This is a genomic window from Pseudomonas sp. R2-7-07 (genome assembly GCF_003852355.1).
Taxonomy (GTDB): domain Bacteria; phylum Pseudomonadota; class Gammaproteobacteria; order Pseudomonadales; family Pseudomonadaceae; genus Aquipseudomonas.
Window position 1 is genome coordinate 4,653,015 of sequence record NZ_CP027759.1, and the last position, 26,839, is coordinate 4,679,853.

Annotated in this window: 18 protein-coding genes and 1 pseudogene; 6 read left to right on the top strand and 13 right to left on the bottom strand. The window is 61.2% G+C overall.

What is annotated here, in order from left to right:
- Positions 1-6: 6 nt before the first annotated feature.
- Positions 7-318 carry a YqfO family protein gene (locus C4J86_RS21330; protein ID WP_124368244.1) on the bottom strand — a complete coding sequence of 104 codons (312 nt, stop codon included), beginning with the start codon at positions 316-318 and terminating at the stop codon, positions 7-9.
- 4 nt (positions 319-322) lie between these two features.
- Complete coding sequence (gene purL / locus C4J86_RS21335) at positions 323-4,219, bottom strand: phosphoribosylformylglycinamidine synthase (protein ID WP_124371756.1); 3,897 nt, start codon at positions 4,217-4,219, stop codon at positions 323-325.
- 286 nt (positions 4,220-4,505) lie between these two features.
- Here purL and mltF point away from each other — a divergent pair, with 286 nt between their 5' ends.
- The 3 genes and pseudogenes from mltF to C4J86_RS21350 all read left to right on the top strand — a co-directional run bounded on the left by mltF (position 4,506) and on the right by C4J86_RS21350 (position 9,425).
- Positions 4,506-5,966 (top strand): membrane-bound lytic murein transglycosylase MltF, encoded by a 1,461-nt coding sequence (gene mltF / locus C4J86_RS21340; protein WP_124369020.1) that lies wholly within the window; start codon positions 4,506-4,508, stop codon positions 5,964-5,966.
- Positions 5,967-6,135: 169 nt separating this feature from the next.
- A pseudogene (locus C4J86_RS21345) lies at positions 6,136-6,309 on the top strand (UTRA domain-containing protein); the annotation flags it as partial.
- A 65-nt stretch (positions 6,310-6,374) separates the two neighbouring features.
- Positions 6,375-9,425, top strand: coding sequence for a membrane-targeted effector domain-containing toxin (locus tag C4J86_RS21350; RefSeq protein WP_124371757.1), 3,051 nt, complete (start codon positions 6,375-6,377; stop codon positions 9,423-9,425).
- Between the two features lie 68 nt (positions 9,426-9,493).
- Here C4J86_RS21350 and guaA read toward each other — a convergent pair whose 3' ends face one another.
- The 4 genes from guaA to C4J86_RS21370 all read right to left on the bottom strand — a co-directional run bounded on the left by guaA (position 9,494) and on the right by C4J86_RS21370 (position 14,317).
- On the bottom strand, positions 9,494-11,071 hold the full coding sequence (gene guaA / locus C4J86_RS21355; RefSeq protein ID WP_124368247.1) for a glutamine-hydrolyzing GMP synthase: 1,578 nt from the start codon (positions 11,069-11,071) through the stop codon (positions 9,494-9,496).
- An 81-nt stretch (positions 11,072-11,152) separates the two neighbouring features.
- Positions 11,153-12,622 (bottom strand): IMP dehydrogenase, encoded by a 1,470-nt coding sequence (guaB, locus tag C4J86_RS21360; RefSeq protein ID WP_015885726.1) that lies wholly within the window; start codon positions 12,620-12,622, stop codon positions 11,153-11,155.
- 234 nt (positions 12,623-12,856) lie between these two features.
- Positions 12,857-13,405, bottom strand: coding sequence for a sugar ABC transporter ATPase (locus C4J86_RS21365; protein ID WP_124364282.1), 549 nt, complete (start codon positions 13,403-13,405; stop codon positions 12,857-12,859).
- Positions 13,406-13,549: 144 nt separating this feature from the next.
- On the bottom strand, positions 13,550-14,317 hold the full coding sequence (locus C4J86_RS21370) for a sulfite exporter TauE/SafE family protein (RefSeq protein ID WP_124371758.1): 768 nt from the start codon (positions 14,315-14,317) through the stop codon (positions 13,550-13,552).
- Positions 14,318-14,440: 123 nt separating this feature from the next.
- Between C4J86_RS21370 and xseA the strand changes: the two genes are divergently transcribed.
- From xseA to leuA, 3 genes are all read left to right on the top strand, one after another.
- Positions 14,441-15,820 (top strand): exodeoxyribonuclease VII large subunit, encoded by a 1,380-nt coding sequence (gene xseA / locus C4J86_RS21375; protein ID WP_124371759.1) that lies wholly within the window; start codon positions 14,441-14,443, stop codon positions 15,818-15,820.
- Between the two features lie 3 nt (positions 15,821-15,823).
- Positions 15,824-16,645 (top strand): peptidoglycan DD-metalloendopeptidase family protein, encoded by an 822-nt coding sequence (locus C4J86_RS21380; protein ID WP_124371760.1) that lies wholly within the window; start codon positions 15,824-15,826, stop codon positions 16,643-16,645.
- Between the two features lie 324 nt (positions 16,646-16,969).
- Entirely contained in the window at positions 16,970-18,649 is a 1,680-nt protein-coding gene (gene leuA / locus C4J86_RS21390) for a 2-isopropylmalate synthase (RefSeq protein ID WP_124368251.1), read from the top strand.
- Positions 18,650-18,805: 156 nt separating this feature from the next.
- On the opposite strand, the gene C4J86_RS21395 is transcribed toward leuA, so the two are convergent.
- From C4J86_RS21395 to ispG, 7 genes are all read right to left on the bottom strand, one after another.
- Positions 18,806-19,597 carry an amidohydrolase gene (locus C4J86_RS21395; RefSeq protein ID WP_124371761.1) on the bottom strand — a complete coding sequence of 264 codons (792 nt, stop codon included), beginning with the start codon at positions 19,595-19,597 and terminating at the stop codon, positions 18,806-18,808.
- Entirely contained in the window at positions 19,585-20,733 is a 1,149-nt protein-coding gene (locus tag C4J86_RS21400) for a pyridoxal phosphate-dependent aminotransferase (RefSeq protein ID WP_124371762.1), read from the bottom strand. The genes C4J86_RS21395 and C4J86_RS21400 overlap by 13 nt, the downstream gene beginning before the upstream one ends.
- A 115-nt stretch (positions 20,734-20,848) precedes the next feature.
- Positions 20,849-22,318 carry a ribosome biogenesis GTPase Der gene (gene der, locus C4J86_RS21405; protein WP_076949869.1) on the bottom strand — a complete coding sequence of 490 codons (1,470 nt, stop codon included), beginning with the start codon at positions 22,316-22,318 and terminating at the stop codon, positions 20,849-20,851.
- Positions 22,319-22,588: 270 nt separating this feature from the next.
- Positions 22,589-23,740, bottom strand: coding sequence for an outer membrane protein assembly factor BamB (gene bamB / locus C4J86_RS21410; RefSeq protein WP_124364291.1), 1,152 nt, complete (start codon positions 23,738-23,740; stop codon positions 22,589-22,591).
- Positions 23,733-24,374, bottom strand: coding sequence for a YfgM family protein (locus C4J86_RS21415; RefSeq protein WP_124364292.1), 642 nt, complete (start codon positions 24,372-24,374; stop codon positions 23,733-23,735). The genes bamB and C4J86_RS21415 overlap by 8 nt, the downstream gene beginning before the upstream one ends.
- A 41-nt stretch (positions 24,375-24,415) precedes the next feature.
- Positions 24,416-25,705, bottom strand: a complete 1,290-nt coding sequence (hisS, locus tag C4J86_RS21420; RefSeq protein ID WP_124368255.1) for a histidine--tRNA ligase — start codon at positions 25,703-25,705, stop codon at positions 24,416-24,418.
- A gap of 23 nt (positions 25,706-25,728) precedes the next feature.
- Positions 25,729-26,838 (bottom strand): flavodoxin-dependent (E)-4-hydroxy-3-methylbut-2-enyl-diphosphate synthase, encoded by a 1,110-nt coding sequence (gene ispG, locus C4J86_RS21425; RefSeq protein WP_124368256.1) that lies wholly within the window; start codon positions 26,836-26,838, stop codon positions 25,729-25,731.
- Between the last annotated feature and the right edge of the window lies 1 nt (position 26,839).

The following is a 26,839-nucleotide window of genomic DNA, read 5'->3' on the forward strand; positions in this document are numbered from 1 at the left end:
ACCGGATCAAAAATCCGCCAACTGCCACACCTCATACGCGGGTGTTTCATAGGGATGGTTGAGCTTCAACGCGGCCACTACCGCCACGATCAACTCATCCGCCACTACCAATTCAACTTTCCATTCCTGGACCACTTCAACCTGCCCGACCTGACCGATAAACGGCTGGCTGCCGTCCATTGGCCGGAACTGGCCGCGGCCCAGCACCTGCCAGGCGCAGCTGTCGTAGGTGCCGATGCGCCCGCCGCCGGCGGCGAAGACGGCGGTTTTCACCGTCTCCACGTGGCTGTCGGGAACAAAGAAGGCAAGCTTGTACACCGCCTTAGTTCACCCAAACGCGGGCGTTGCGGAACATGCGCATCCAGGCGCCGTCTTCGTTCCACTCTTCCGGGCGCCACGAGTTCTGCACGGCGCGGAATACGCGCTCCGGGTGCGGCATCATGATGGTCACGCGGCCGTCGCGGCTGGTGAGGCCGGTGATCCCGCGCGGCGAGCCGTTCGGGTTGGCCGGGTAGTTCTCGGTGACCTTGCCGTGGTTGTCGACGAAACGCAGGGCCACGGTGCCGGACAGGTCGGCTTCGAGCAGGGCTTCTTCGCTGGCGAACTCGGCATGGCCTTCACCGTGGGCGATGGCGATCGGCATGCGCGAACCGGCCATGCCTTGCAGGAAGATCGAGTTGGATTCCTGCACCTGCACCATAGCGACACGGGCTTCGAACTGCTCGGAACGGTTACGCACAAAGTGCGGCCAGAACTCGCTGCCCGGGATCAGTTCGCTGAGGTTGGACATCATCTGGCAACCGTTGCACACACCCAGGGTGAAGCTGTCGTTGCGCTCGAAGAAGCCCTGGAACGCATCGCGGGCACGGCTGTTGAACAGGGCCGACTTGGCCCAGCCTTCACCGGCACCCAACACGTCGCCGTAGGAGAAACCACCGCAGGCCACCAGACCTTTGAACTCATTGAGGTCAACGCGGCCGGCGAGGATGTCGCTCATGTGCACGTCGATCGCATTGAAGCCGGCACGGTCGAACGCCGCCGCCATTTCCACCTGGCCGTTGACGCCCTGCTCACGCAGCACGGCAACCTGTGGGCGAATGCCTTTCTTGATGTAGGGCGCGGAGATGTCCTGGTTGACGTCGAAGCTGAGCATGGTGCTCAGGCCCGGGTTGTCTTCTTCCAGGATCACGTCGAATTCCTGCTCGGCGCAGTCGGCGTTGTCGCGCAGGCGCTGGATCTGGTAGCTGGTCTCGGACCACTGGCGTTGCAGCAGGCGGCGCTGGCCGGTAAAGACCGTGTCACCGTTGAACGAGATATTCACTTCGCCGTTGTTGATCGGCTGACCGATCACCGCCACGCACTCAGCCAAGCCAGCGGCGCTGAACTGTGCCAGAACGTCTGGAGTCGCGTCCTGACGCACCTGGATCACCGCACCCAGCTCTTCGTTGAACAGGATGCCGTTGATTTCGGCAGCATCCTCGGCAACGCTGTCGAGCACGATGTTCAGGCCGCAGTGACCGGCAAACGCCATCTCGACCACGCTGGTCAGCAAGCCGCCGTCGGAACGGTCGTGGTAAGCCAGCAGGTGGCCGTCGGCATTGAGGCCCTGGATCACGGCGAAGAAGGCTTTCAGGTCTTCAGCGTCGTCGACGTCCGGCGCGTGCTTGCCGAGCTTGCCGTGGGTCTGCGCCAGGATCGAGGCGCCCATGCGGTTCTGGCCACGGCCCAGGTCGATCAGGATCAGGTCGGTGGTGCCCTTGTCCATGCGCAGTTGCGGGGTCAGGGTCTGGCGAATATCGGTGACCGGTGCGAACCCGGTAACGATCAGCGACAGCGGCGAGGTGACGCTCTTGTCGGTGCCGTCTTCATTCCAGCGAGTGGCCATGGACATGGAGTCCTTGCCCACCGGAATGGTGATCCCCAGCTCAGGGCACAGCTCCATGCCGACGGCCTTGACGGTGTCGTACAGACGCGCGTCTTCACCGGGGTGGCCGGCTGCGGACATCCAGTTGGCCGACAGCTTGATGTCGGACAGCTTGCCGATGCGCGAGGCCGCAATGTTGGTGAGGGTTTCGCCGATGGCCATGCGGCCCGACGCCGGCGCGTCCAGCAGGGCCAGCGGCGTGCGTTCGCCCATGGCCATGGCTTCACCGGTGTAGACGTCGAAGCTGGTGGCGGTGACGGCAACGTCGGCCACCGGTACCTGCCACGGGCCGACCATTTGGTCACGGGCCACCAGGCCGGTGATGGTGCGGTCGCCGATGGTGATCAGGAAGCTTTTGCTCGCCACGGCCGGGTGGTGCAGCACGCGTTCGATGCTGTCGGCCAGTTCCAGGGTGCTTGGGTCGAAATCATCGCCCAGCTCGGCTTCACGTACCGCCGAACGGTGCATGCGCGGGGCTTTGCCCAGCAGCACTTCCAGCGGCATGTCCACCGGGCTGTTGCCGAAGTGGCTGTCGGTCACCGTCAGTTGTGGCTCGGCAGTGGCTTCGCCGACCACGGCAAACGGGCAGCGCTCGCGCTCGCAGATGGCCTGGAAGCGCGCAAAGTCTTCAGGGCCGACCGCCAGCACGTAACGTTCCTGGGATTCGTTGCTCCAGATTTCGTGCGGGGCCATGCCCGGCTCGTCGTTTGGAATGTTGCGCAGTTCGAAACGGCCACCGCGCTCGCCATCGTTGACCAGTTCCGGGAACGCGTTGGACAAGCCACCGGCACCGACGTCGTGGATGAAGCTGATCGGGTTCTTGTCACCCAATTGCCAGCAACGGTCGATGACTTCCTGGCAGCGACGCTCCATCTCCGGGTTTTCGCGCTGTACCGAGGCGAAGTCGAGGTCGGCCGAGCTGGTGCCGGTGGCCATGGAGGAAGCCGCGCCGCCGCCCAGGCCGATCAGCATCGCCGGGCCGCCGAGCACGATCAGCTTGGAGCCGACCAGGATTTCGCCTTTCTTGACGTGTTCTTCACGGATGTTGCCCATGCCGCCGGCCAACATGATCGGCTTGTGGTAGCCGCGCACTTCGTCGCCACGCGGGGTGGTGATGGACTGCTCGAAGGTACGGAAATAGCCGGTCAGTGCCGGACGCCCGAATTCGTTGTTGAACGCGGCGCCGCCGAGCGGGCCTTCGATCATGATGTCCAGCGCGGTGACGATGCGCTCGGGCTTGCCGTACGGCACTTCCCACGGCTGTTCGAAGCCTGGGATCTGCAGGTTGGACACGGTGAAACCGGTGAGGCCCGCCTTGGGCTTGGCGCCACGGCCGGTAGCGCCTTCGTCGCGGATCTCGCCGCCGGAACCGGTGGCTGCGCCGGGGAACGGGGCAATCGCGGTCGGGTGGTTGTGGGTCTCGACCTTCATCAGGATGTGCACCGGTTCCTGCACCGCGCCGTACTGGCGGGTTTCAGGGTCCGGGAAGAAGCGGCCGGCGACGGAGCCGACGATCACCGAGGCGTTGTCCTTATAAGCCGACAGAACCCCTTCGCTGTGCATCACGTAGGTGTTCTTGATCATGCCGAACAGGCTTTTTTCCTGGCTTTCGCCATCAATGTCCCAACTGGCGTTGAAGATCTTGTGACGGCAATGCTCGGAGTTGGCCTGCGCAAACATCATCAGCTCGATGTCGTGCGGGTTGCGCTTCAAGCCGATGAAAGCGTTGACCAGGTAGTCGATCTCGTCTTCGGCCAGGGCCAGGCCCAATTCGGTGTTGGCCTTCTCGAGGGCGGCGCGGCCACCGCCCAGTACGTCAATCGCGGTCAGCGGCTTGGGTTCGGCGTGGCTGAACAGGCCGGCAGCCTGTTCCAGCTGGCTGACGATGATCTGGGTCATGCGGTCGTGCAGGCTGCTGGCGATCAGCTCGGCCTCGGCATCGCTGAACTGCCCGGCAACGTAGAACGCGATACCACGCTCCAGGCGCTGGATGCTCGAAAGGCCGCAGTTACGGGCGATGTCGCTGGCCTTGCTCGACCAGGGCGAGATGGTGCCGAACCTTGGCAGAACCAGGAACAAGCGGCCGGTCGGCTCTTGAACCGGAACGCTGGGGCCGTACTTCAGAAGGCGTGCGAGCACTTGCTGTTCGTCGGCGGTCAAGACGCCGGCTACGTCGGCGAAGTGAGCAAATTCAGCATACAAGCCTGTAACAGCTGGAACCTTCTGGCTCAGTTGCTTGAGGAGTTTGCTGTGGCGAAAGGCAGAAAGGGCAGGAGCGCCGCGCAGGATCAACATCTTCGGGACAGCCTCGGGAAGGGGTGTGCTTTGAGGCCGTGCATTCTAGCGTAAACCTTCGCCAACGGCACCCGAAACGCTACCGTTGGCCGCTGCCGAACGTCAGTTGGCACGGTTTGCACGGGGCCCTGGGGTGTTCCCCGGCATCGGGCGCAGATATTTTAACCGTCACAATCGGGCGCCAAGCCACGTTTCTGCGGGGTGCAGCACAGTTTTGGCGGCGCTAGCAGACAAGTCCACCGCTGTCGAGATATGGCGCCGTGGGCCGTTTGCGTATACTGCGCAGATGTTCTCCCCAACTGTTTTGCGCCCGCGATGCGCCAAATGGCTCATCGCCACCGGACTCTTCCTGATGCTCAGCGCCTGTGTTGATAAACCCAGCACGCTCGAGCGAATCAAGGAGGATGGCGTATTGCGGGTGGTTACCCGGAACAGCCCGGCGACGTATTTCCAGGACCGCAACGGTGAAACCGGTTTCGAATACGAGCTGGTCAAGCGCTTTGCCGATGACCTGGGCGTTACGCTTAAAATCGAAACCGCCGACAATCTCGATGACCTGTTCGGTCAGCTGGGCAAGCCCAACGGCCCGGTGCTGGCCGCCGCCGGCCTGGTCAGCAGCGAACAGCGCCAGCAACAGGTGCGCTTCTCTCACCCGTACCTCGAAGTCACGCCGCAGATCATCTACCGCAACGGCCAATCGCGGCCCACCAATGCGGCGGACCTGGTCGGCAAGAAGATCATGGTGCTCAAGGGCAGCACCCACGCCGAGCAGTTGGCGGCGCTGAAAAAGCAGAACCCTGCCATCGAATACGAAGAGTCCGACGCCGTCGAGGTGGTCGACCTGCTGCGCATGGTCGACGAAGGGCAAATCGACCTGACCCTGGTGGACTCCAACGAAGTCGCCATGAACCAGGTGTACTTCCCCAACGTGCGGGTGGCGTTCGACCTGGGCAACGCCAGCAACCAGAGCTGGGCCGTGGCCGCCGGTGAAGACAACAGCCTGCTCAACGAAATCAATAGTTACTTGGACAAGGTCGAGAAGAACGGCACCCTCCAGCGTCTGAAAGATCGCTATTACGGGCACGTCGATGTACTTGGCTACGTCGGCGCCTATACCTTCGCCCAGCATCTGCAGCAGCGCCTGCCCAAGTACGAGAAGCACTTTCGCGCCTACGCCAAGGAAGAAAAGGTCGACTGGCGACTATTGGCGGCCATCGGCTATCAGGAATCGCTGTGGCAACCGGCGGTCACCTCCAAGACCGGCGTGCGCGGCTTGATGATGCTGACCCAGAACACCGCCCAGGCGATGGGCGTGTCCAACCGCCTGGATGCCAGGCAAAGCATCATGGGCGGCGCCAAGTACCTGGCCAAGATCAAGGACGAACTGGACGACAAGATCGCCGAGCCCGACCGCACCTGGTTTGCCCTCGCCGCCTACAACGTCGGCACCGGCCACCTGGACGACGCGCGACTGCTGGCGAAAAAGGAAGGCCTGAACCCGAACAAGTGGCTGGACGTGAAGAAAATGCTGCCGCGCCTGTCGCAGAAGCAGTGGTACAGCAAGACGCGCTACGGTTATGCCAGGGGCGGCGAACCGGTGCATTTTGTGGCGAACATCCGGCGCTACTACGACATCCTGACCTGGGTGACCCAGCCGCAGTTGGAGGGGAATCAGGTGGTGGAAGGCAACCTGCATGTGCCGGGCGTAGATAAAACCAAGCCGCCGGAAGACACCCCGCAGCTCTGATGATCGTTCCCAGGCAGCGTGTGAGAATGATCAATAAAAATATTGGTTTGGCTTTCTGTAGAAGCGAGCTTGCTCGCGTTAACGATTACGCAGCAATACTGGTTTAACGCGGCGCTCTCAGTTTTTTCGCGAGCAAGCTCGCTCCTACAGAGCCACGACGCCAACGGCCATCGAAGCCGTGCCTCGCAGCAAGGACGACCAGGCACATTTAGACCTCGATGGCCAAAGCCATGTGATCGTGGTGAGTAACCAGACGTTTTTGCAGGATGGCCGGCAGTTCGAGTACACCGAATCACGACACACCCTGGATAAGTTCTACTTCTGCGATATCGCCAGGCGATAATTATCTACCCGCCGCCCTTCTGAAGCGCTTGGCATGCTCGGCTCTCCCCCCTCAAGGAGAGCAGCATGCCGCTTACCGACACATCCCCCGCCGCCCAGCAACAACTCAAGGCCCTGGCTCCCGTGGTGCTGGATGCCTACCCGAATATGCAGACGATGGCCATCGAAACCGCCCGTGAGATTCTCGCCAAACATGGCCTGGCGGAGCTGGACCCCGATCATGTGTACTGGCACCGCTTCAGCGGCGGCTACAGTGACCCGGCGACTTATACCGGTTGGAGCCATAACGAAAAACAGCAGGAGTCGATGACGCTGACGCAGTTGGTCATTCACCGCTTCAATGTGCATGACCAGGACAATGCCGACCTGCTCGACGGCGACGGTGGCTTCTATCTCGACGGGCCCGAGGCGCGGCTGTTCGATCACCACAACGAAGTGCGGCTATCGGCCCGAACAGTGCTCGACGATTTCTGGGCGATCAACTTCTGTGATCGCTACACCACCCGCATGGAGGACTTCTGGAGCGCCCACTTCGACGACTTCCGTACCCTGGCCAAGGTCAACTGCCTGGCCCAGGCGCTGCAAGCCCGCCAGGCCGGGCACCTCACCGAGCCCCAGCTGCAAACGGTCCTCCAGGCCTTGGCCAGCAACTTGCCCTGGCCCCCGACCCTGTCCAATCTGCACGCCGAGTCACCTACGATGGATGGGCTGCGTGTGGCGGCGCTGGATATCGGTGGGCATATCGCCACGGACATCCTGCGTATCGTCGACCACGACGGCCGGCAAATCCTCTACGTCCCCGGCGACGCCCAGGCTTTCCATTGTTGCGAGACACCCGCCGACCTGCATTTCTGGCTGCTGAACCAGACCAATCATCCGGACAACCGCGCCCGGTTCATGGCCCACTTCCCGCTGTCAGCCCAAGTCCAGCAGGACGACACCGACGCCGTGACGTGGAAGCAGATGCTGCTCACCCCCGTATTGATCTATCGCACCGCCCAGGCTCTGACGGGTACCCTGCCGCCGGACTGGGTGGACAAGGGCCTGTACCACCAACTCGACCAGCTGTTTATCGACTGGGGCACCTGGAATCACCATCTGATCAACCAGACCGACCAGACGATTGAAGGCGATGCGTTTACCTGGCTGGCACAATCGAGCCAGGCACGCATGCACAACGATGCGGACTTCTCGCTGCGCAGCAATGGCGACCTGCGCAAGAAACTGTGGATCGGTTACCTGAATGCCTTTGGCAAAACCTTCGGCCCGATGGCGGTGGCGGGCTGGCCGGTGGCCTTGGTGGTCGTGGGGGCCAGCGTGGCGAATCTCGGCCTGAATATCGACCAGGCCATCAACGGTAAAACCCTCGCCGAACGCCGCGCCGGGGCGCTGGGCGCGATACTCAGCGCCATCGACACCCTATTCAACCTGGCGCTGCTGAAAGCCGACGGGGTCATGCCGGATATCGCCGAAGCGACCGAAACCCTGGCGGCTGAAACCACGCTTCCCACAGAACGCCCTGCGCCACCGCCGATACCCGAACCTACGGTACCCGCCGCCTACCAGACCAACCTGATACTGGAAGGCGAAACCCTGAATACCGCCCCCGGAAAGTTTCAGCAGATTTATTCCCTCAGGTCCACAGAAGGCATGCCCCAGCACGCCATCCTGCTGGACGATCAGGCCTATTACGTACGTTATGAAGGCGATCCCAATGGCCGTGGTTACTGGGCCATCGTCGACCCGAACAACCCCCATGGCTTTTCCGGCACGCTGGCGGTGCGCCTGAATGAGTTCAACGAATGGGAGCGGGTACCCGGCGCCAAAGGCCTGAAAGGCGGTGGCGGCAACTCCAGCAAAGCCGCAAAGAAAACGCCCCCCTCGCCTACCCCACCACCTTCGCAACCTGTGGCTCAGTCACCCAGCGACGTGCACAGGGTCACCACGCCATTCGATACCCCGCCATCGACCCGCCCGGAAGTAAAACGCTGGGCAATGGGGCTCAATGAAACTCACGTTCAAAGCCGTTTCGGCCGCATCGACCGTTTCACTCACTATTACGGCGCAACCCACCGCAAACTGCTGCAATTGGCGCAAGACTTCTACAACGAACTGCCCTGGACCCGGTTACCGGCTCGCCCGAATATTCCTGCCTTTGAACCCACCGCCACCCTTGATGAAGCCCTCGAGCGCCTGCCCGACGAGATACCCGGATACGTCATCGGCGAAACCCTCGATCGTGTCGCCAGCACCCGCCTGGTCATCGAAAAAATGCCACTCTTTGCACGCAAGGGCGTCAAAACCCTGTACATGCGCCGCCTGCTCAATGACTTCGCCCAGGATGATTTGAACCTCTACTTCCGCACCGGGGTTATGTCCGAGGACCTGGAAAATCATCTGAGCCAATTGGGCACTGACCCGTCCGGGCAATTCAACGAACTGGAACTGGTCAAGGCAGCCAGGGACAACGGCATACGCGTGCAGGCAATCGACTGCGCAGCCCATTACAAATACCCCAACCCTGTCGCCGACCTGTCAGAACAAGTCACGAGCAATTACCTCGCCCACACCCTTATCCAAACCGATAGAGCCCTGAACGGTGGCGGTAAGTGGCTGGTACTGACGGGCGCGAGAAACATCAACACCTTCAATGGATTCGCCGGCCTCAGTGAGCTGGAAGGCGGCATCGGGCTGCGTATCGAAGAGGTGCTGCCTGGGCAAGGTCACGATGTACGCCTGGATCCCGGCGTCGCCATGGATCGCGACAATGCGCCCCTGCCTGAAAGCACCGGCGATAGCTTCGACACTTTCCATGCCGACCTGCGAGTACAAGTAGAGGCGCCTCTGGTGCGGCGCACTGTGCAGCAAAACCATCGGCTGTTGTTTCGCAAGGGCATGTACCTGATAGATGAAAGCCAGGGCAACTACACCCTGCTACACCACAGCAGAGACAGGGGCATCGTCAGCACACCCATCAATCGGCTGGCCGATGGCAGCGTCTACATCGACCGGCCGGCCTGGGCTGCCGTCCATAACGTGCACTTCCCAACGCTGGAAAAGCTGTCCAGTGCGCTCACTAACATGGGCATGAGCCTGCAAAGCCGGCTGCCCATCTGACAGACAATAAAAAACCTGGCCTCGGCCAGGTTTTTCAGTGACTCAACGCTGGCCATGTCGGCCAATGTTTATTCCCACTCAATCGTCGCCGGCGGCTTGCTCGACACGTCGTACGTCACGCGTGAAATGCCTTCGATTTCATTGATGATACGGCCGCTGACGGTTTCCAGCAGTTCGTACGGCAGGTGTGCCCAACGGGCGGTCATGAAGTCGATGGTTTCCACCGCACGCAGGGCCACGACCCATGCGTAACGACGGCCATCGCCTACAACGCCTACGGATTTGACCGGCTGGAACACCACGAACGCCTGGCTGACCTTGTGGTACCAGTCGGCCTTGCGCAGTTCTTCGATGAAGATGTGGTCGGCGCGACGCAGCAGGTCGGCGTATTCCTTCTTCACCTCACCGAGGATGCGCACGCCCAGGCCCGGGCCTGGGAATGGGTGGCGGTAGACCATGTCGTACGGCAGGCCCAGTTCCAGGCCCAGACGGCGGACTTCGTCCTTGAACAGTTCGCGCAGCGGTTCTACCAGCTTGAGGTTCATTTCCTCAGGCAGGCCACCGACGTTGTGGTGGGACTTGATCACGTGGGCCTTGCCGCTCTTGGCGCCGGCCGACTCGATCACGTCGGGGTAGATGGTGCCCTGGGCGAGGTATTTGATGTTGTCCAGGTGCTTGGCCTGGGCATCGAAGACGTCGATGAAGGTACGACCGATGATCTTGCGCTTCTTCTCCGGGTCGGACTCGCCGGCCAGGTTGTTGAGGAACTGCTCCTCGGCGTTGGCACGGATCACCTTGACGCCCATGTTCTCGGCGAACATGGCCATCACTTGCTCGCCTTCGTGCAAGCGCAACAGGCCGTTGTCGACGAACACGCAGGTCAGTTGGTCGCCGATGGCTTTGTGCAGCAGCGCAGCAACCACGGAGGAGTCAACACCGCCGGACAGGCCGAGCAGCACGTTGTCGGTACCGACCTGGGCACGCACCTGGGCGATGGCGTCTTCAGCGATTTTCGACGGCGTCCACAGGGCTTCACACTCACAGATGTCGAGGATGAAGCGCGACAGGATGCGCCCGCCTTGCTTGGTGTGGGTCACTTCAGGGTGGAACTGCACGCCGTAGTAGCGACGCTCATCGCTGAACATGCCGGCGATCGGGCAGCTCGGGGTGCTGGCCAGGATGTGGAAGTCTTCCGGCATCTTGGTGACCTTGTCACCGTGGCTCATCCACACGTCGAGGCCGAACAGGCCGTCGGCGTCGATGTGGTCTTCGATACCGTCCAACAGGCGGCTCTTGCCGACCACGTCAACCCGCGCATAACCGAATTCACGCAGCTCGGAGCCTTCAACCTTGCCGCCCAGTTGTTCGGCCATGGTCTGCATGCCGTAGCAAATGCCGAAGACCGGTACGCCCAGGTCGAACACCGCCTGCGGGCAGCGCGGGCTGTTGGCTTCGTGCACGGACTCGGGGCCACCGGCGAGGATGACGCCTTTGGGTGCGAATTCGCGAATCGCTGCGTCATCCATGTCGAACGGGTGCAGTTCGCAGTACACGCCGATTTCACGCACGCGGCGGGCGATCAGTTGGGTGTACTGGGAACCGAAGTCGAGGATCAGGATGCGGTGGGCGTGAATGTCGAGGGCCATGAAGTCAGTCTCGTCTAATGAATCAGAAACAACTCGGGGCTGAAAGAACAGCCCCGGTTACTTAACGTTTTGCTGGAAGCCTCAACCTACGCGGTAGTTTGGCGCTTCCTTGGTGATCTGCACGTCGTGGACATGGGATTCAGCCATGCCGGCGCCGGTGATCCGCACGAACTCTGGCTTGGTGCGCATTTCTTCGATGTCGGCGCTGCCGGTGTAGCCCATCGAGGAACGCAGGCCGCCCATCAGTTGATGGATGATCGCGCTCAGGGTGCCTTTGTACGGCACACGGCCTTCGATACCTTCCGGGACGAGCTTCTCGGCGCCTGCCGAGGAATCCTGGAAGTAGCGGTCGGACGAACCTTGCGCCTGGGACATGGCTCCCAGAGAACCCATGCCACGGTAAGCCTTGTACGAACGACCCTGGAACAGTTCGATTTCGCCCGGCGCTTCTTCGGTACCGGCGAACATCGAGCCCATCATCACGCAGGAAGCACCGGCAACGATGGCCTTGGACAGGTCACCGGAGAATCGGATGCCGCCGTCGGCGATCAACGGCACGCCGGTGCCTTCAAGGGCCGCGGCGACGTTGGCGATGGCGCTGATTTGCGGCACGCCGACACCAGCGACGATACGCGTGGTGCAGATCGAGCCAGGGCCGATACCGACCTTGACCGCGTCAGCACCCGCTTCGGCCAGCGCCTTGGCGGCAGCGCCGGTGGCGATGTTGCCGCCGATCACCTGCACGTCAGGGAAGTTCTGCTTGACCCAGCGCACGCGGTCGATCACGCCTTTGGAGTGACCGTGAGCCGTGTCGACCACCACCACGTCAACGCCGGCGGCGACCAGGGCCGACACGCGATCGCCGGTGTCTTTACCGGTACCAACGGCGGCGCCGACGCGCAGACGACCTTGGTCATCCTTGCTGGCCAGCGGGTAAGCCTTGGCTTTTTCGATATCGTTGACGGTCATCATGCCCTTGAGGGCGAATTTGTCGTCGACGATCAGCACGCGCTCGATGCGGTGCTTGTGCAGCAGTTCACGCACGTCGTTCTTGTCGGCGCCTTCCTTGACCGTGACCAGACGCTCTTTAGGCGTCATCACTTCGCGGACGGTGACTTCAAGACGGTTCTCGAAACGCACGTCACGGGACGTAACGATGCCGACCAGGTCGCCATCGTGCAGTACCGGAACGCCGGAGATGTTGTGCAGGCGGGTCAGTTCGAACAGATCACGCACGGTGGCGTCGGCTTCGATGGTGATGGGGTCTTTCACCACACCGGCTTCGTAACGCTTGACCTTGCGCACTTCGGCAGCTTGCTGCTCGATGGTCATGTTCTTGTGGATGATGCCGATGCCGCCTTCCTGAGCCATGGCGATGGCCAGACGGGCTTCGGTGACGGTGTCCATGGCAGCGGAAACCAGGGGAATATTCAGCTCGATGCCACGGGTTAGGCGGGTCTTGAGACTGACTTCGTTAGGAAGCACCTCGGAATAACCGGGCACTAGGAGAATGTCGTCGAATGTCAGAGCTTCTTGGCTGATACGCAGCATCGCGGGGGCTCCCGAGCGGGAAAATGGAAGCGCGCCATTATACTCAGACACCCCTCAGGTCTCAACGTAAAACTCTGACATATTTGGGAATAGTGATAGATGGAGAAATCTGGCTTCGCCTGATCGTTCCCGCGCTCTGCGTGGGAATGCCGCCTTGGACGCTCTGCGTCCGGCCGTTGAGGTGACGCGGAGCGTCACAGGATGCATTTCCACGCGGAGCGTGGGAACGATCACCTACAGCTCGACCTTGACCCAAGCGATCTTCTGGTCCAGCCAATCGGCAAATTCGTCGATAAAGCTTTGCTTGAACCCCGCCTCTGCCCAATTGTTGAAGATGAATCCCAGGTTGGAAAACCCGCATTCCTGCAGGAACAGGAAGCCGTTGATGTCGTCTTCGTGCCCACACAGCGGGCAGGTGAAGTTGTCGGTGTGGCCGGGCATCCAGTCTTCCAGGCTGTCGAACAGGGCTTCACCGACTTCCTTGCGGCACTCCGGGCAGCCGGCTTCTTCAAGAAAGCCCTTGGCCGGCGTATAGATGCAGCGTTTGTAGATGATTTCCAGGCCATTGACCGGTTCGTTGAACGGCAGCGCCTGCGGGTGCAGCACCACCGCGCGGGCGCCATCGGCGAGGGCGTAGGCCATGCGATTGCCGGTACGGCCGCAGGTGGTCAGTTCTTCCTTGATGATGTTCTTGCGCACCAGCCAGCGCACGATTGCCCGCGCGCGGGGCTCGTGGACGGGCAAGGTGGAGATTTTCGGGACAAGGATGCTTTGGGAATTCATGGGAGTCCTGCGGTGTGGCTGCTGACGCTATCGGGGGCAAGCCCCCCCTCCCACATCTGAATTGTGAACACAGTGAACTGTGGGAGGGGGCTTGCCCCCAATGGCGCCCTGAAGGCTGGCAGCTTAATCCCTGCTCCACCCAGGTCAAGTACTCAAATACCGCCCAATCAAGGCAATCCCACTGGCCAGCACCAACCACGTCACCAACCGCACAAACGCCTCACGGGACATGCGCATCGTCAACCGGCGCCCGCACCACAGCCCCAGGGCCATCGCCGGCAACAGGCACACCGCCAGCATCAACAAAGGCAAATCGGCATACACGCCGGCGATCAGGAACAGGCTCAGGCGCACCACCGTGCTGCAACTGATCAGCGCGCTTTGCGTGGCCCGCGCCGCGTCCTTGGGCAAACGGCTGTTCAGGTAGATCGCATATAAAAAGCCGCCGCTGCCGAACAACGCCCCAAACAAGCCGCCGACCGTCCCCATGGGAATCGACCAGCCCGCCGCCAACTGCGTGGGCCGCGCCTTCACCGCCAGGCTGTAGACCGCGTACGCGCTGATAAACAGGCCCATCAACAACAGCAACAGGTCCGAATGCAGGTTGAGCAGAAACACCACACCCAGTGTGCAACCAATCGCCATACACGGCAGCAGTCGCAGCAATTCCGGTTTGCTCACGTCCCGACGTGTTTGCAGCAGGCCACCAAAGGCTGCGACAAAATCCAACAAGACCAACAGTGGGATGATCTTCGACAACGGCATGAACAGAATCAGCACAGGCCCTGCCACCAGCGCCGTACCAAATCCGGCGATACCGAAAACGATATAGGCCACGACGATACCGAGGCCGATCACCAGCCACTCAACCGCGCCGAACGACCACTGGCTCATCAGCTCAACCACATTCATGGGCAATTCCTTGAAAGAGAATGCCGACACTTTAGTCATCCGTGAGCATTGCGCCAGTACGAAGGGGCGCGCTGGTGGAGCAATTCTGCCAAACCTTGCGCGAATGCCTATAAACTGCGGCCCATGATTAAAGATCCTTTTGCCCGACTGGGCCTGGACCGCGAAGTCCTGACTGTCAGCCAGCTCAACGGCCGCGCGCGGGTGTTGCTGGAAGACGTGTTCACCAATATCTGGGTTGAAGGCGAGATCTCCAACCTCGCCCGCCCGGCGTCCGGCCATGTGTATTTCACCCTCAAGGACAGCGGCGCCCAGGTACGTTGCGCGCTGTTTCGAAACAACGCGGCGCGGGTGCGCCAGGCGCTGAAGGATGGCCTGGCGGTAAAGGTGCGCGGCAAGGTCTCGTTGTTCGAGGGGCGCGGCGACTACCAGTTGATCCTCGACACTGTGGAGCCGGCGGGCGACGGCGCGCTGCGCCTGGCCTTCGATGCCCTGAAGGAAAAGCTCAGCGCCGAAGGCCTGTTCAGTGCCGAGCGCAAGGTGCCATTGCCGGCGCACCCTCGGCGCATCGGCATTATCAGTTCGCCGACCGGCGCGGTGATTCGCGACATCATCAGCGTATTCCGCCGGCGCGCGCCGAACATTGAACTGACATTGATTCCGACCGCCGTACAAGGCCGCGAGGCGATCGCGCAGATTGCGCGCGCGTTGAAACTGGCCGACGCCCGCGGCTTCGACGCGCTGATCCTGGCCCGTGGCGGCGGCTCGCTGGAAGACCTCTGGTGCTTCAACGAAGAAGCCGTGGCCCGTGCGATAGACGCCTGCGTCACGCCCATCGTGAGTGCCGTCGGGCATGAAACCGATGTGTCAATCAGCGACTTCGTGGCAGACGTGCGCGCGCCTACCCCGTCCGCCGCCGCTGAATTGCTGGCACCGGACGCCAGCCACCTGGTGCGCCAGGTGGAGAACCTGCATCGCCGCCTGGTGATGTTGATGCGCAACCGCCTGAGCCACAGCCGCCTGCGCCTGGAAGGCATGGCCCGCCGCTTGCGTCACCCGGGCGAACGTCTACGCCAGCAGGCCCAGCGCCTGGACGACTTGGACATGCGCCTGCGCCGCGCCTTCGAGCGCAGCCTCAATACCCGTCGCGAACGCTTGATTCGCCTGGAAACCCGCCTCGCCGGGCAGCACCCAGGCCGCCAGCTGGCCCTGCTGCGCCAGCGTCTGGACAGCCTCGCCGAACGCCTGCCCCGGGCCATGCGCGAGGGCCTCAAGGCGCGGCGCCTGCAGCTGCAAAGCCAGGTGCAGACACTGCAGGTGGTCAGCCCGCTGGCGACCCTCGGCCGTGGCTACAGCATCCTGCTCGACGAGCGCGGCCAGGCGATCCGCAACGCCGCGCAAACCCACACTGGCCAGCGCCTGACCGCGCGTCTCGGTGAGGGCCAACTGCAAGTGCGGGTGGAAGACAACCACCTGACACCCGTCACCCTTTCGTTACTGGATTGACCGATGCCACGTTTCCTCAGCTTGTTGATGCTCGTTTGCCTGACCTTCAATGTCCACGCCGACAGCTACATCACGCGCCTGCTGAACAAGCCGGTGCCCGGTGGCGTAGCGGTAGTGGACCTGGGGCCTGCGGCAACGGCGCCCAAGGCCACCTACCTGAACAGACCGGTGCTGGTGGTAAAGGAGCAAAACAACTGGCTGGCGATTGTAGGGATCCCACTGACGGTCAAGCCGGGTACCGAACGCATCGTCCACGGCGGGCAGCAACTGCCGTTCGTGGTGGGTTTCAAGAAATACCCCGAGCAGCGCATCACCTTGAAGAACAAAAGCCAGGTCAACCCGGAACCGGCGCAACTCAAACGCATCGAGGCCGAACTGGCCGTGCAGCTCAAGGCCTATCGCAGTTTCAGCCCGAATACGCCGAGCAACCTGCTGCTGGACAAACCGGTCAACGGGCCGCTGTCGAGCAAGTTCGGGGTAAGACGTTTCTTTAATGGCGAGGAGCGCAATCCGCATTCGGGTCTGGATTTTGCCGTTGGCGCAGGTACGCCGATCAAGACCCCGGCGGCTGGCAAGGTGATCCTGACCGGCAACTACTTCTTCAACGGCAACACCGTGTTCGTCGACCATGGGCAGGGCTTTATCAGCATGTTCTGCCACATGTCGAAGATCGATGTGAAAGTCGGCGATCAACTGACGCGTGGCGCGGTGGTGGGCAAGGTCGGCTCGACGGGTCGGGCAACCGGGCCGCATATGCATTGGAACGTCAGCCTTAACGACGCACGAGTCGACCCGGCGATCTTCATCGGCGCTTTCCAGCCCTGAATGGCCCGATTGCGCAGCCAATAAAGGCTGCGCAATTAAAGTCAGTCACCGCCGAGTTTTCAGCCATAAAATCTCTATTCCCACGCGAATAGCAGAACTTATCTCAATTTTTCGCGACTGCTTGCCATCTTTCACCCCGCCGGTTAGGGTTGGGCTTATGAAAACCTCTCACACCCTCATTCAGCTTCGTCAGCACCGCAGCCTGTGCCTGGTCAGCGCACGACTGCCAGGCTGAATCGATCTGCCTCGTCTTTAAGCTTTATCCCCAATAACAGTTCTACGGCAGGCCGCCTTTTCTCGGCCCCTACAACAAAGGATTTCCCGATGAGCATGCTCAAAGACCCGTCTTCGAAATACCGTGCGTTTCCGATCATCGATATCCCGGACCGCACCTGGCCGTCCAAAACCATCACCACTGCGCCGATCTGGTGCAGCTCGGACTTGCGTGATGGCAACCAGTCGCTGATCGAACCGATGGACGCCGCGAAAAAGCTGCGCTTCTGGAAGACCCTCGTGGCCGTCGGCGTGAAGGAAATCGAAGCGTCCTTCCCCGCCGCGTCGCAAACCGATTTCGATTTCGTACGCACCCTGATCGAAGACAACCACATCCCCGAGGACACCACCATCCAGGTGCTGACCCAGGGCCGTGAAGACTTGATCGCACGGACCTTCGAATCCCTGCGCGGGGCCAAGAAAGCCATCGTGCACTTGTACAACGCCACTTCGCCGTCGTTCCGCCGCATCGTGTTCAACCAGGACAAGGACGGCGTCAAGGCCATTGCAGTCAACGCCGCCAAGCTGTTCGTCAAGTACGCCGCGCAACAGCCGCAAACCCAGTGGACCTTCGAATACTCCCCGGAGACCTTCAGCGCCACTGAGCTGGAGTTCGCCAAGGAAGTCTGTGACGCGGTGATCGAGGTGTGGAACCCGACGCCCGAGCACAAGATGATCCTCAACCTGCCGGCCACCGTGGAATGCGCCACGCCGAATATCTATGCCGACCAGATCGAGTGGTTCGGTCGCCATATCAACCGCCGTGACAGCGTGATCATCAGCCTGCACACCCACAACGACCGTGGCACGGGCGTCGCCGCCACCGAGCTGGGCCTGATGGCCGGGGCCGATCGTGTCGAAGGCTGCCTGTTCGGCAACGGCGAGCGCACTGGCAACGTCGACCTGGTTACCGTGGCGCTGAACATGTACACCCAGGGCCTCGACCCGCAGCTGGATTTCTCCGATATCGACGGCGTGCGCAAAGTCGTCGAGGAGTGCAACCAGATCCAGGTGCACCCACGTCACCCGTATGTCGGCGACCTGGTGCACACCGCGTTCTCCGGCTCCCATCAGGATGCAATCCGCAAGGGCTTCGCTCAGCAGAAAGACGACGCGTTGTGGGAGGTGCCGTACTTGCCGATCGACCCGGCAGACATCGGCCGCAGCTACGAAGCGGTAATCCGTGTGAACAGCCAGTCGGGCAAGGGCGGTATCGCCTACCTGCTGGAGCAGGAATACGACATCAGCCTGCCACGCCGCATGCAGATTGAATTCAGCCAGGTGGTACAGGCTGAAACCGACCGCGTCGGCCTTGAAATGACCGCACCGCAGATCTACGCCTTGCTGCAACGCGAATACTTGCAGGCCAACACCCCGTACGCGCTGGTCAGCCATCGCCTGCAGGAAGAAAACGGCAACAGCTACGTCGAAGTGGAAGTCTCCGGCAAGGGCCAAGGCGAGACCAACCTGCACTGGAAAGGCAAAGGCAACGGCGCGTTGGAAGCGCTGGTGGCGGGCTTGCCGATTGGTGTGGAGATCATGGACTACAACGAGCACGCGATTGGTGCGGGTACCAACGCCAAAGCGGCGGCGTACATCGAACTGCGCGTAAATGGCGAGCGTCCGGTGCATGGCGTGGGGATTGATGAAAACATCACCACCGCGAGCTTCAAGGCGCTGTTCAGTGCGCTGAACCGCTCGCTGAGCCAGCAGGAAGCGAAAGCGGCGTAAGCTATCGGCGCAATGCAAAAGGCCCCTGGGTGAGAATCCAGGGGCCTTTTTATTTGAAAGGTGTGCTGATCGGTCTGGCCTCATCGGGAGCAAGCCCCCTCCCACAGGGGAATGCATTCCAAATGTGGGAGGGGGCTTGCCCCCGATGGCGGTCCGTCAGACAAACTGAAAGCTATCGGCATCCAGGTTCGCCGGAAAGCGCGTGCGATACGCCGCCAACTCAGCCGCATCCAGCTTCACCTGAAACACTCCATCTGCTTCCCCCGCGCTCAGCAATGTCTCACCTTGGAAATCCAGCACCTGGCTATCGCCGGTGTAGGCAAAGCCCTTCCCATCCGTGCCCACGCGGTTCACAGCGGCGACGTAGCACAGGTTCTCGATGGCCCGCGCCGGCAACAGTCGATTCCAATGCTGACGCCGCGCCCCCGGCCAATTGGCGGTGTAAAGCAACAAGTCGGTGTCCTGGGCATCACGACTCCACACCGGGAAGCGCAGGTCGTAGCAAATCAACGGCCGAATACGCCAACCGTTCAATTCGAACTGCACCTGACGTTCGCCGGGGGTGTAGTGATCGTGCTCGCCGGCCATGCGGAACAGGTGGCGCTTGTCGTAATGCAGCACCTCACCGTCAGGCCGCGCCCAGAGCAGGCGGTTACGGTGGCTGCCATCCGCCGCCTGAATGATCACACTGCCCGTGATCACGGCGTTGTATTTTGCGGCCTGGGCCTGGAGCCAACGGTGCGTCGGGCCGTTTTCCGGTTCGGCCAGGGAAGCCGACTCCATGGAGAAACCGGTGGTGAACATTTCCGGCAATACAATCAGGTCGACGCCGCTGGCCTGCTCCAGCAACAGCTCGAAATGCTCAAGATTGGCCTGGCGGTCGTGCCACGCCAGGGTGGTCTGGATCAGGGCAATGTTCAGGTCTGGCAAGGCGCTCAAATCACGCATAGTTTTTCCGCCGCCTGTTGCAGCGTTTCCTCGCGTTTGGCAAAGCACAGGCGCACCAGGCGCTGGCCTTGGGGTGGGTTGCGGTAGAACACAGAGATAGGAATCGACGCCACGCCGTGTTCGCGCGTCATCCATTCGGACATGGCGACATCATCCAGGTCCGGGCGAATCCGGGAATAATCTACCAGTTGAAAGTAAGTCCCCGCCGATGGGCTGAAGCTGAACTGCGACGGCGCCAGCAACCGGCAGAACAGGTCGCGCTTGGCTTGGTAGAACGCCGGCAGCGCAGCCACGTGCTCCGGGTGCTCGGCCATAAAGTCGGCCAGCGCGTACTGCAACGGCGTCACGCCACAGAAACTGACGTATTGATGCACCTTGCGCAGCTCGGCAGTCAGGGCCGGCGGTGCAACCACATAGCCGGTTTTCCAGCCCGTGACGTGATAGGTCTTGCCGAACGAGCTGACCACAAACGCACGCGGGTACAGCTCCTCGTGGGCGAGCACGCTGACGTGGGGCACGTCGTCGAACACCAGGTGCTCATACACTTCATCGCTGAGCAGATAGATATCGCGGCCGCGAATCAGCTCGGCCAGTTGGTCCAGTTCCTTACGGCTGACCAGGGCGCCGCTGGGATTGTGCGGGGTATTGAGCACAATCATGCGCGTGCGCGGCGACAGCGCGGCCTTGATGCGCTCGAAGTCCAGGCTGAAATCCTGCAGGCCCAGTTGCACATGCACGCAGCGCCCGCCGGCCAGCTCTACCGAGGGCGCGTAGCTGTCGTAGCAAGGGTCGAAGATGATCACTTCGTCACCGTTGCGAATAACCGCCTGGATAGCGCAGAAAATGCCCTGAGTCGCGCCCGGCGTAATGGTTACTTCACGGTCGGCATCGACGCTGACACCGTAGCTGCGGGCAATCTTCGCCACCACCTGTTGGCGCAGCGCGGGCAAGCCGCTCATCGGTGCGTATTGGTTATGCCCGTTGGCGACGTGCCGCCCCACGGCGTCGAGCAAGTCTTGAGGGCCATTGAAGTCGGGAAAACCCTGGGACAGGTTGATTGCGCCGGTTTCGGCCGCCAACTGCGACATGCTGGTGAAAATGGTCGTGCCGACATTCGGCAGCTTGCTGGTGATCATGAAAGGCCCCTGCAGGTGAGCCCCAAGTTTTAAGCTGCCTGCCGCATCGGGTCAAGGCACAAACCGTCACGCACAAAAAAGGGCTCGCAATGAGCCCTTTTTTGACACGTCGATATCAGCGCTTGTCGCGGCGCTTTTTATCGGCTTTCTTGTGATGCGTCATCATCCGACGCTTCTTGTTGACCTGGCGGTCGGTAAGGCTGTTCTTGTTGCCTTCGTATGGGTTCTCGCCGCCCTTGAACTCGATACGGATCGGCGTACCGACCAGTTTCAAGACACGGCGGTAGGTGTTTTCCAGGTAACGCACATAGGACTTGGGCACCTTCTCGATCTGGTTACCGTGGATCACGATAATCGGCGGGTTGGCACCACCCAAGTGGGCGTAACGCAGTTTGATGCGGCGGTTGTTGACCATCGGCGGCGCGTGCTCGCCCACCGCGTCTTCCAGGATCTGGGTGAGGCGGTTGGTCGGCCAGCGGGTGACCGCTGACTTGAACGAGTTCTGTACGGAGGCGTAGAGGTTGCCCACGCCAGTGCCGTGCAGTGCCGAGATGAAGTGGATATCGGCGAACTCAACGAAGAACAGGCGACGCTGCAGCTCGATCTTGACGAAATCGCGCTCGCTCGGCGTCATGCCGTCCCACTTGTTGATCGCGATCACCAGCGCACGACCGGCTTCCAGGGCGAAGCCCAGCAGGTTCAGGTCGTGGTCCACCACGCCTTCGCGGGCGTCCATCACGAAGATCACCACGTTGGCGTCTTTGATAGCCTGCAGGGTTTTGACCACGGAGAATTTTTCAACTTCCTCGTGGATCTTGCCGCGCTTGCGCACACCAGCGGTGTCGATCAGCGTGTACTTCTCGTCGTTACGCTCGAACGGGATGTAGATGCTGTCACGGGTGGTGCCGGGTTCGTCATAGACGATTACCCGGTCTTCACCGAGCATACGGTTGACCAGGGTCGACTTGCCGACGTTAGGGCGGCCGATGATGGCGATCTTGATACCGTCTTTTTCGCTCGGGCCAGGAATGCGCTTGGCTTCCTCGCCTTCGGCGACGATCTCCTCCTCACCCTCTTCTTCCTCATCGTCATCCTTGGGAAAGGTGCTGAGGGCAATTTCCAGCATCTGCGTGATGCCGCGACCGTGGGCACCGGCAACCGGGATCGCATCGCCCAGGCCCATCGGGCTGAATTCGGCACGGGCCGCCTCAGGATCGATGTTATCGATCTTGTTCGCGACCAGGTAGGAACGCTTGTTGCGCTTGCGCAGGTGCTCGCCAATCATCTGGTCGGCAGCGGTGTAGCCCGCACGGGCGTCCACCAGGAACAACACGACATCGGCTTCTTCAATGGCCAGCAGCGACTGCTCGGCCATTTTTTCGTCCATGCCATGTTCGTCACCGGAGATACCACCGGTGTCGACAATAATGTAGGAGCGCCCTTGCCACTTTGCCTCACCGTATTGGCGATCACGGGTAAGACCGGACAAGTCGCCGACGATGGCGTCGCGAGTCCTGGTCAGGCGGTTGAACAAGGTGGACTTGCCGACGTTAGGTCGGCCCACCAGGGCAATTACGGGAACCATGCGGCTCTCCACTTCGTTATTTCAGAAAATACAAAAGCCGCTGCAGGGCAGCGGCTGGTGCTCGACTGTAGGAGCGAGCTTGTCGTGGCGAGGGAGCTTGCTCCCGCTGGGCTGCGTAGCAGCCCCAAAACCATTCGACCGAGATGCATCAGATGCACCTGTTTGACCAGTTTGGGAGCGCTTCGCACTCCAGCGGGAGCAAGCTCCCTCGCCACATGACGCTCGCTCCTACAGGTGAAGCTGCCAGGGGCTAAGCCCCAAGCATAGTTCTTACTTGATGGTCAGGGCTTCCAGCTTGCCGCTGTTGCCATACACATAAAGCATGTTACCCACCACCAGCGGACGCGCACGCAAGCCGTCGCTGTCGATACGCTCGCGACCTACAAAGCGACCGTCCACCTGGCTCAGCAGGTGCAGGTAGCCTTCGAAGTCACCGACCGCCACGTAGCTGGAAAAGACTTCCGGGGCCGACAGTTGACGGCGAGCCAGGGAGTCGTTGCTCCACAGTGCCGTGGTGGAACGCTCGTCGACACTTTCAACGGTGCCGGACGCCAGGCTCACATAGACGCTGCCAAACCCTTGGGCGACACCGGCGTAGCTGGAAGCATCACGCTGCCAGTTGACCCGCCCGCTCTGCAGGTCCAGTGCCGCGACACGGCCCTGATAAGTGGCGACGTAGAGGGTCTCGCCGGACAGTAACAGGCCGCCGTCGATATCCACCACACGATCCAACTCGGAACGACCTTGCGGGATAGCCACGCGGGTTTCCCAGGCCGGCACGCCATTCTGGGTATTCAGGGCGACCACTTTACCGGTCGACAGGCCCGCAACGGCCAGATTGTTGGTCACAATCGGACCGCTGGTACCGCGCAAGGTCAACACCGCCGGGGTGCTGTCGTACAACCAGCGCTGGTTGCCGGTAGTCGCGTCCAGACCGATCACGCGGTCATCCTGGGTTTGCACCACGACGACATCGCCGTTGGTGGCAGGCGGTGCGAGGACTTCACTGGTCACGCGAGCGCGCCATTTCTCTTCACCGGTGCTGGAATCCAGGGCCACGACCTCACCCTTGAGCGTGCCGAGCATGACCATGCCGTAACCCACGCCTACGGCGCCGGAAACAGGCAACTCAAGGTCTTTCTTCCACTTCACGTCGCCGGTCATGCGGTCCATGGAGGTCACGATGCCAGTGACGTCAGCGGCCACAATGTTGTCACCGTCAATTGCCGGTACCAGCATGTTGTAGGTTTCACCCTGACCGTCACCGATAGAGCGGCTCCACTGCTTTTGCAGGACCACTTCTTCCTTGAAGCTGGTCAGCTCCGCAGGCGGCAGTTCTTTTTTACTGTTGCTGCTGCAACCCGCGGCCAGAACGGCCAGAGCCAGCAATGCTGCATGTTTCCAACGGATCACGTCACGCATCCCCTTTGGCCAAGTCGTCCAGCTTGATTTGTAAGCCACCGACCGCCGCTTCATCAGACAGCGCCGCCTTGGCTTTTTGGTACGCAGCATTGGCTTCGTCGGTACGACCCAATTGGACCAACAGGTCGCCCTTGAGCTCTTCGCGAGTGGCTACAAATGCCTTGTCAGCATCGCCGTCGAGCAGTTTGAGTGCTTCGTCAGCCTTGTTCTGTGCAGCCAACACCTGTGCCAGGCGCTGACGTGCGATTTCACCCAGGGTCGGGTTGGTCGGTTTGTCGGCGATGGCCTTGAGTTCAGTGGCTGCATCATCGAGCTTGCCGGTGTCGACCGCGACTTTCGCGACGAACAGGCTGCCGTACTGCGCGTAGGCAGTACCGCCAAATTCGTTCTTCAGCTTGCCGGCCAGGTCTGCCACTTGGGCAGGGTCGGGCTTGCCGTCCGGCGTCAGGGTAGTTTCCAGCAACTGCTGATAAACGATCGAGGCGCCCTGGGACTGGTTGGCCTGATACTTGGTCCAGGCCTGCCAGCCGAACACCACCACTAAAGCCAGCAGACCGCCAGTAACCAGGGGCTTGCCGTTACGCTGCCACCAGTCCTTGAACTCGGCCAGTTGCTCATCATCAGTACTCGACACCCCAATACTCCTTAATCGCTAAATTCGGCTGTTCGACAGCTTCAACCCTGCACGACGCAGGTGGCCAGGTGCGCAGCGAGCGCATCAAAGGCAATGTTCTGTTGTTCGCCCTGACCACGCAGGGGTTTGAAACCTATCACTTGCTGGGCCAATTCGTCATCGCCGAGGATCAGCGCATACAACGCGCCGCTCTTGTCGGCCTTCTTGAACTGGCTCTTGAAGCTGCCCGCACCGGCATTGATCTGCAGACGCAGGTTCGGCAGCTGGTCACGCACTTTTTCGCTCAGGGCCAACGCAGCCAGTTCGGCGGCCTCGCCAAAAGCACAAAGATACACGTCCACCTGACGGGAAATCTCTTCGGGCACTTGCTCCAGGGTCTCCAGCAGCAGGATCAGCCGCTCGATGCCCATGGCGAAACCCACGCCTGCGGTGGGCTTGCCGCCCATCTGCTCGACCAGGCCGTCGTAACGACCACCGGCACACACGGTGCCTTGGGCGCCGAGTTTGTCGGTGACCCATTCGAACACGGTCTTGCTGTAGTAATCGAGGCCGCGCACCAGCTTCGGGTTGATCACATACGGGATACCCGCCGCATCCAGGCGAGCCTTGAGGCCCTCGAAGTGCGTGCGGGATTCTTCGTCCAGGTAATCGGCCATTTTCGGCGCATCGAGCAGCACGGCCTGGGTGTCGGCGTTCTTGGTATCAAGCACGCGCAACGGGTTGGTCTTCAGGCGGCGCTGGCTGTCTTCGTCCAATTTATCCAGGTGGGCAGACAGGTACTCCACCAGGGCGACCCGGTAGCGGCCCCGGGATTCACTGGTGCCCAGGCTGTTGAGCTCGAGCTTGACCGCGTCGCGGATGCCCAACTGGCCCCACAGGCGCCAGGTCAGAACGATCAGTTCGGCGTCAATGTCCGGGCCGTCCAGGTTGAAGACTTCGCAACCGATCTGGTGGAACTGGCGATAACGGCCTTTCTGCGGACGTTCGTGGCGGAACATCGGGCCGATGTACCACAGTTTCTGGGTCTGGCCGCCACCGGTGATGCCATGCTCCAGCACAGCGCGAACGCACGCGGCGGTGCCTTCCGGACGCAGGGTCAGGGAGTCGCCGTTACGGTCTTCAAAGGTGTACATCTCTTTTTCGACGATGTCGGTCACTTCACCGATGGAGCGCTTGAACAGCTCGGTGAATTCAACGATCGGCATACGAATCTGCTTGTAACCGTAGTTATCCAGCAGGCGCGCGACCGTGCTCTCGAAATAGCGCCACAGTGGCGTCTGCTCCGGCAGGATGTCGTTCATGCCACGAATGGCTTGCAGAGACTTGCTCACATCAAATCCTTAAATTCGTTCAATCAGCCGCGAGCGATCAGCGCTGCATCAGCGGCGACCTTTTCGGCCGCTTTCTGGCGGATCAGCTTTTCCAGCTCATCCACCAGATTGTCATTCGTCAATTTCTGCGACGGCTTGCCGTCGATATAAATCAGGTTCGGCGTACCGCCGGTCAAGCCCACATGCGCCTCTTTGGCCTCGCCCGGTCCGTTGACCACGCAACCGATCACCGCCACATCCAGCGGCACCAGCAGGTCTTCGAGACGCAACTCCAGGTCGTTCATGGTTTTCACCACGTCGAAGTTCTGTCGCGAGCAGCTCGGACAGGCAATGAAGTTGATGCCACGGGAACGCAAACGCAGGGATTTGAGAATGTCGTAACCGACCTTCACTTCCTCTACGGGGTCTGCCGCCAGGGAGATGCGGATAGTATCGCCAATCCCTTCGGCAAGCAGCATACCGAGACCCACCGCAGATTTCACTGTGCCTGAACGTAAACCGCCCGCTTCAGTGATGCCCAGGTGCAATGGCTGCACGATTTCCTTGGCCAGCAGGCGGTAGGCTTCTACGGCCATGAACACGTCGGAAGCCTTTACGCTGACCTTGAAGTCCTGGAAATTCAGGCGTTCGAGGTGTTCAACATGGCGCAGGGCCGACTCGACCAGCGCCGCCGGGGTCGGCTCGCCGTATTTCTTTTGCAGGTCTTTTTCCAGCGACCCGGCGTTAACGCCGATGCGGATGGGGATGCCGCGATCACGGGCCGCATCGACCACAGCGCGCACACGGTCTTCACGACCGATGTTGCCCGGGTTGATGCGCAGGCAGTCCACACCCAATTCGGCTACGCGCAATGCGATCCTGTAATCGAAGTGAATGTCGGCAACCAGTGGCACCTTGACCAATTGCTTGATACGGCCGAACGCTTCAGCAGCGTCCATGTCCGGTACGGAAACCCGCACGATGTCCACGCCGGCCGCTTCCAGACGATTGATCTGGGCGACGGTGGCGGCCACGTCATTGGTGTCGCTGTTGGTCATGCTCTGCACCGCGATGGGGGCATCGCCGCCCACCGGCACCGAGCCGACCCAGATCTTGCGCGATACGCGACGTTTGATTGGAGATTCGCCGTGCATG

Coding starts and splice junctions, on each gene's coding strand:
- purL (WP_124371756.1), bottom strand. CDS start 4,219: ATGTTGATCCTGCGCGGCGCTCCTGCCCTTTCTGCCTTTCGCCACAGC.
- mltF (WP_124369020.1), top strand. CDS start 4,506: ATGTTCTCCCCAACTGTTTTGCGCCCGCGATGCGCCAAATGGCTCATC.
- C4J86_RS21350 (WP_124371757.1), top strand. CDS start 6,375: ATGCCGCTTACCGACACATCCCCCGCCGCCCAGCAACAACTCAAGGCC.
- guaA (WP_124368247.1), bottom strand. CDS start 11,071: ATGGCCCTCGACATTCACGCCCACCGCATCCTGATCCTCGACTTCGGT.
- guaB (WP_015885726.1), bottom strand. CDS start 12,622: ATGCTGCGTATCAGCCAAGAAGCTCTGACATTCGACGACATTCTCCTA.
- C4J86_RS21365 (WP_124364282.1), bottom strand. CDS start 13,405: ATGAATTCCCAAAGCATCCTTGTCCCGAAAATCTCCACCTTGCCCGTC.
- C4J86_RS21370 (WP_124371758.1), bottom strand. CDS start 14,317: ATGAATGTGGTTGAGCTGATGAGCCAGTGGTCGTTCGGCGCGGTTGAG.
- xseA (WP_124371759.1), top strand. CDS start 14,441: ATGATTAAAGATCCTTTTGCCCGACTGGGCCTGGACCGCGAAGTCCTG.
- C4J86_RS21380 (WP_124371760.1), top strand. CDS start 15,824: ATGCCACGTTTCCTCAGCTTGTTGATGCTCGTTTGCCTGACCTTCAAT.
- leuA (WP_124368251.1), top strand. CDS start 16,970: ATGAGCATGCTCAAAGACCCGTCTTCGAAATACCGTGCGTTTCCGATC.
- C4J86_RS21395 (WP_124371761.1), bottom strand. CDS start 19,597: ATGCGTGATTTGAGCGCCTTGCCAGACCTGAACATTGCCCTGATCCAG.
- C4J86_RS21400 (WP_124371762.1), bottom strand. CDS start 20,733: ATGATCACCAGCAAGCTGCCGAATGTCGGCACGACCATTTTCACCAGC.
- der (WP_076949869.1), bottom strand. CDS start 22,318: ATGGTTCCCGTAATTGCCCTGGTGGGCCGACCTAACGTCGGCAAGTCC.
- bamB (WP_124364291.1), bottom strand. CDS start 23,740: ATGCGTGACGTGATCCGTTGGAAACATGCAGCATTGCTGGCTCTGGCC.
- ispG (WP_124368256.1), bottom strand. CDS start 26,838: ATGCACGGCGAATCTCCAATCAAACGTCGCGTATCGCGCAAGATCTGG.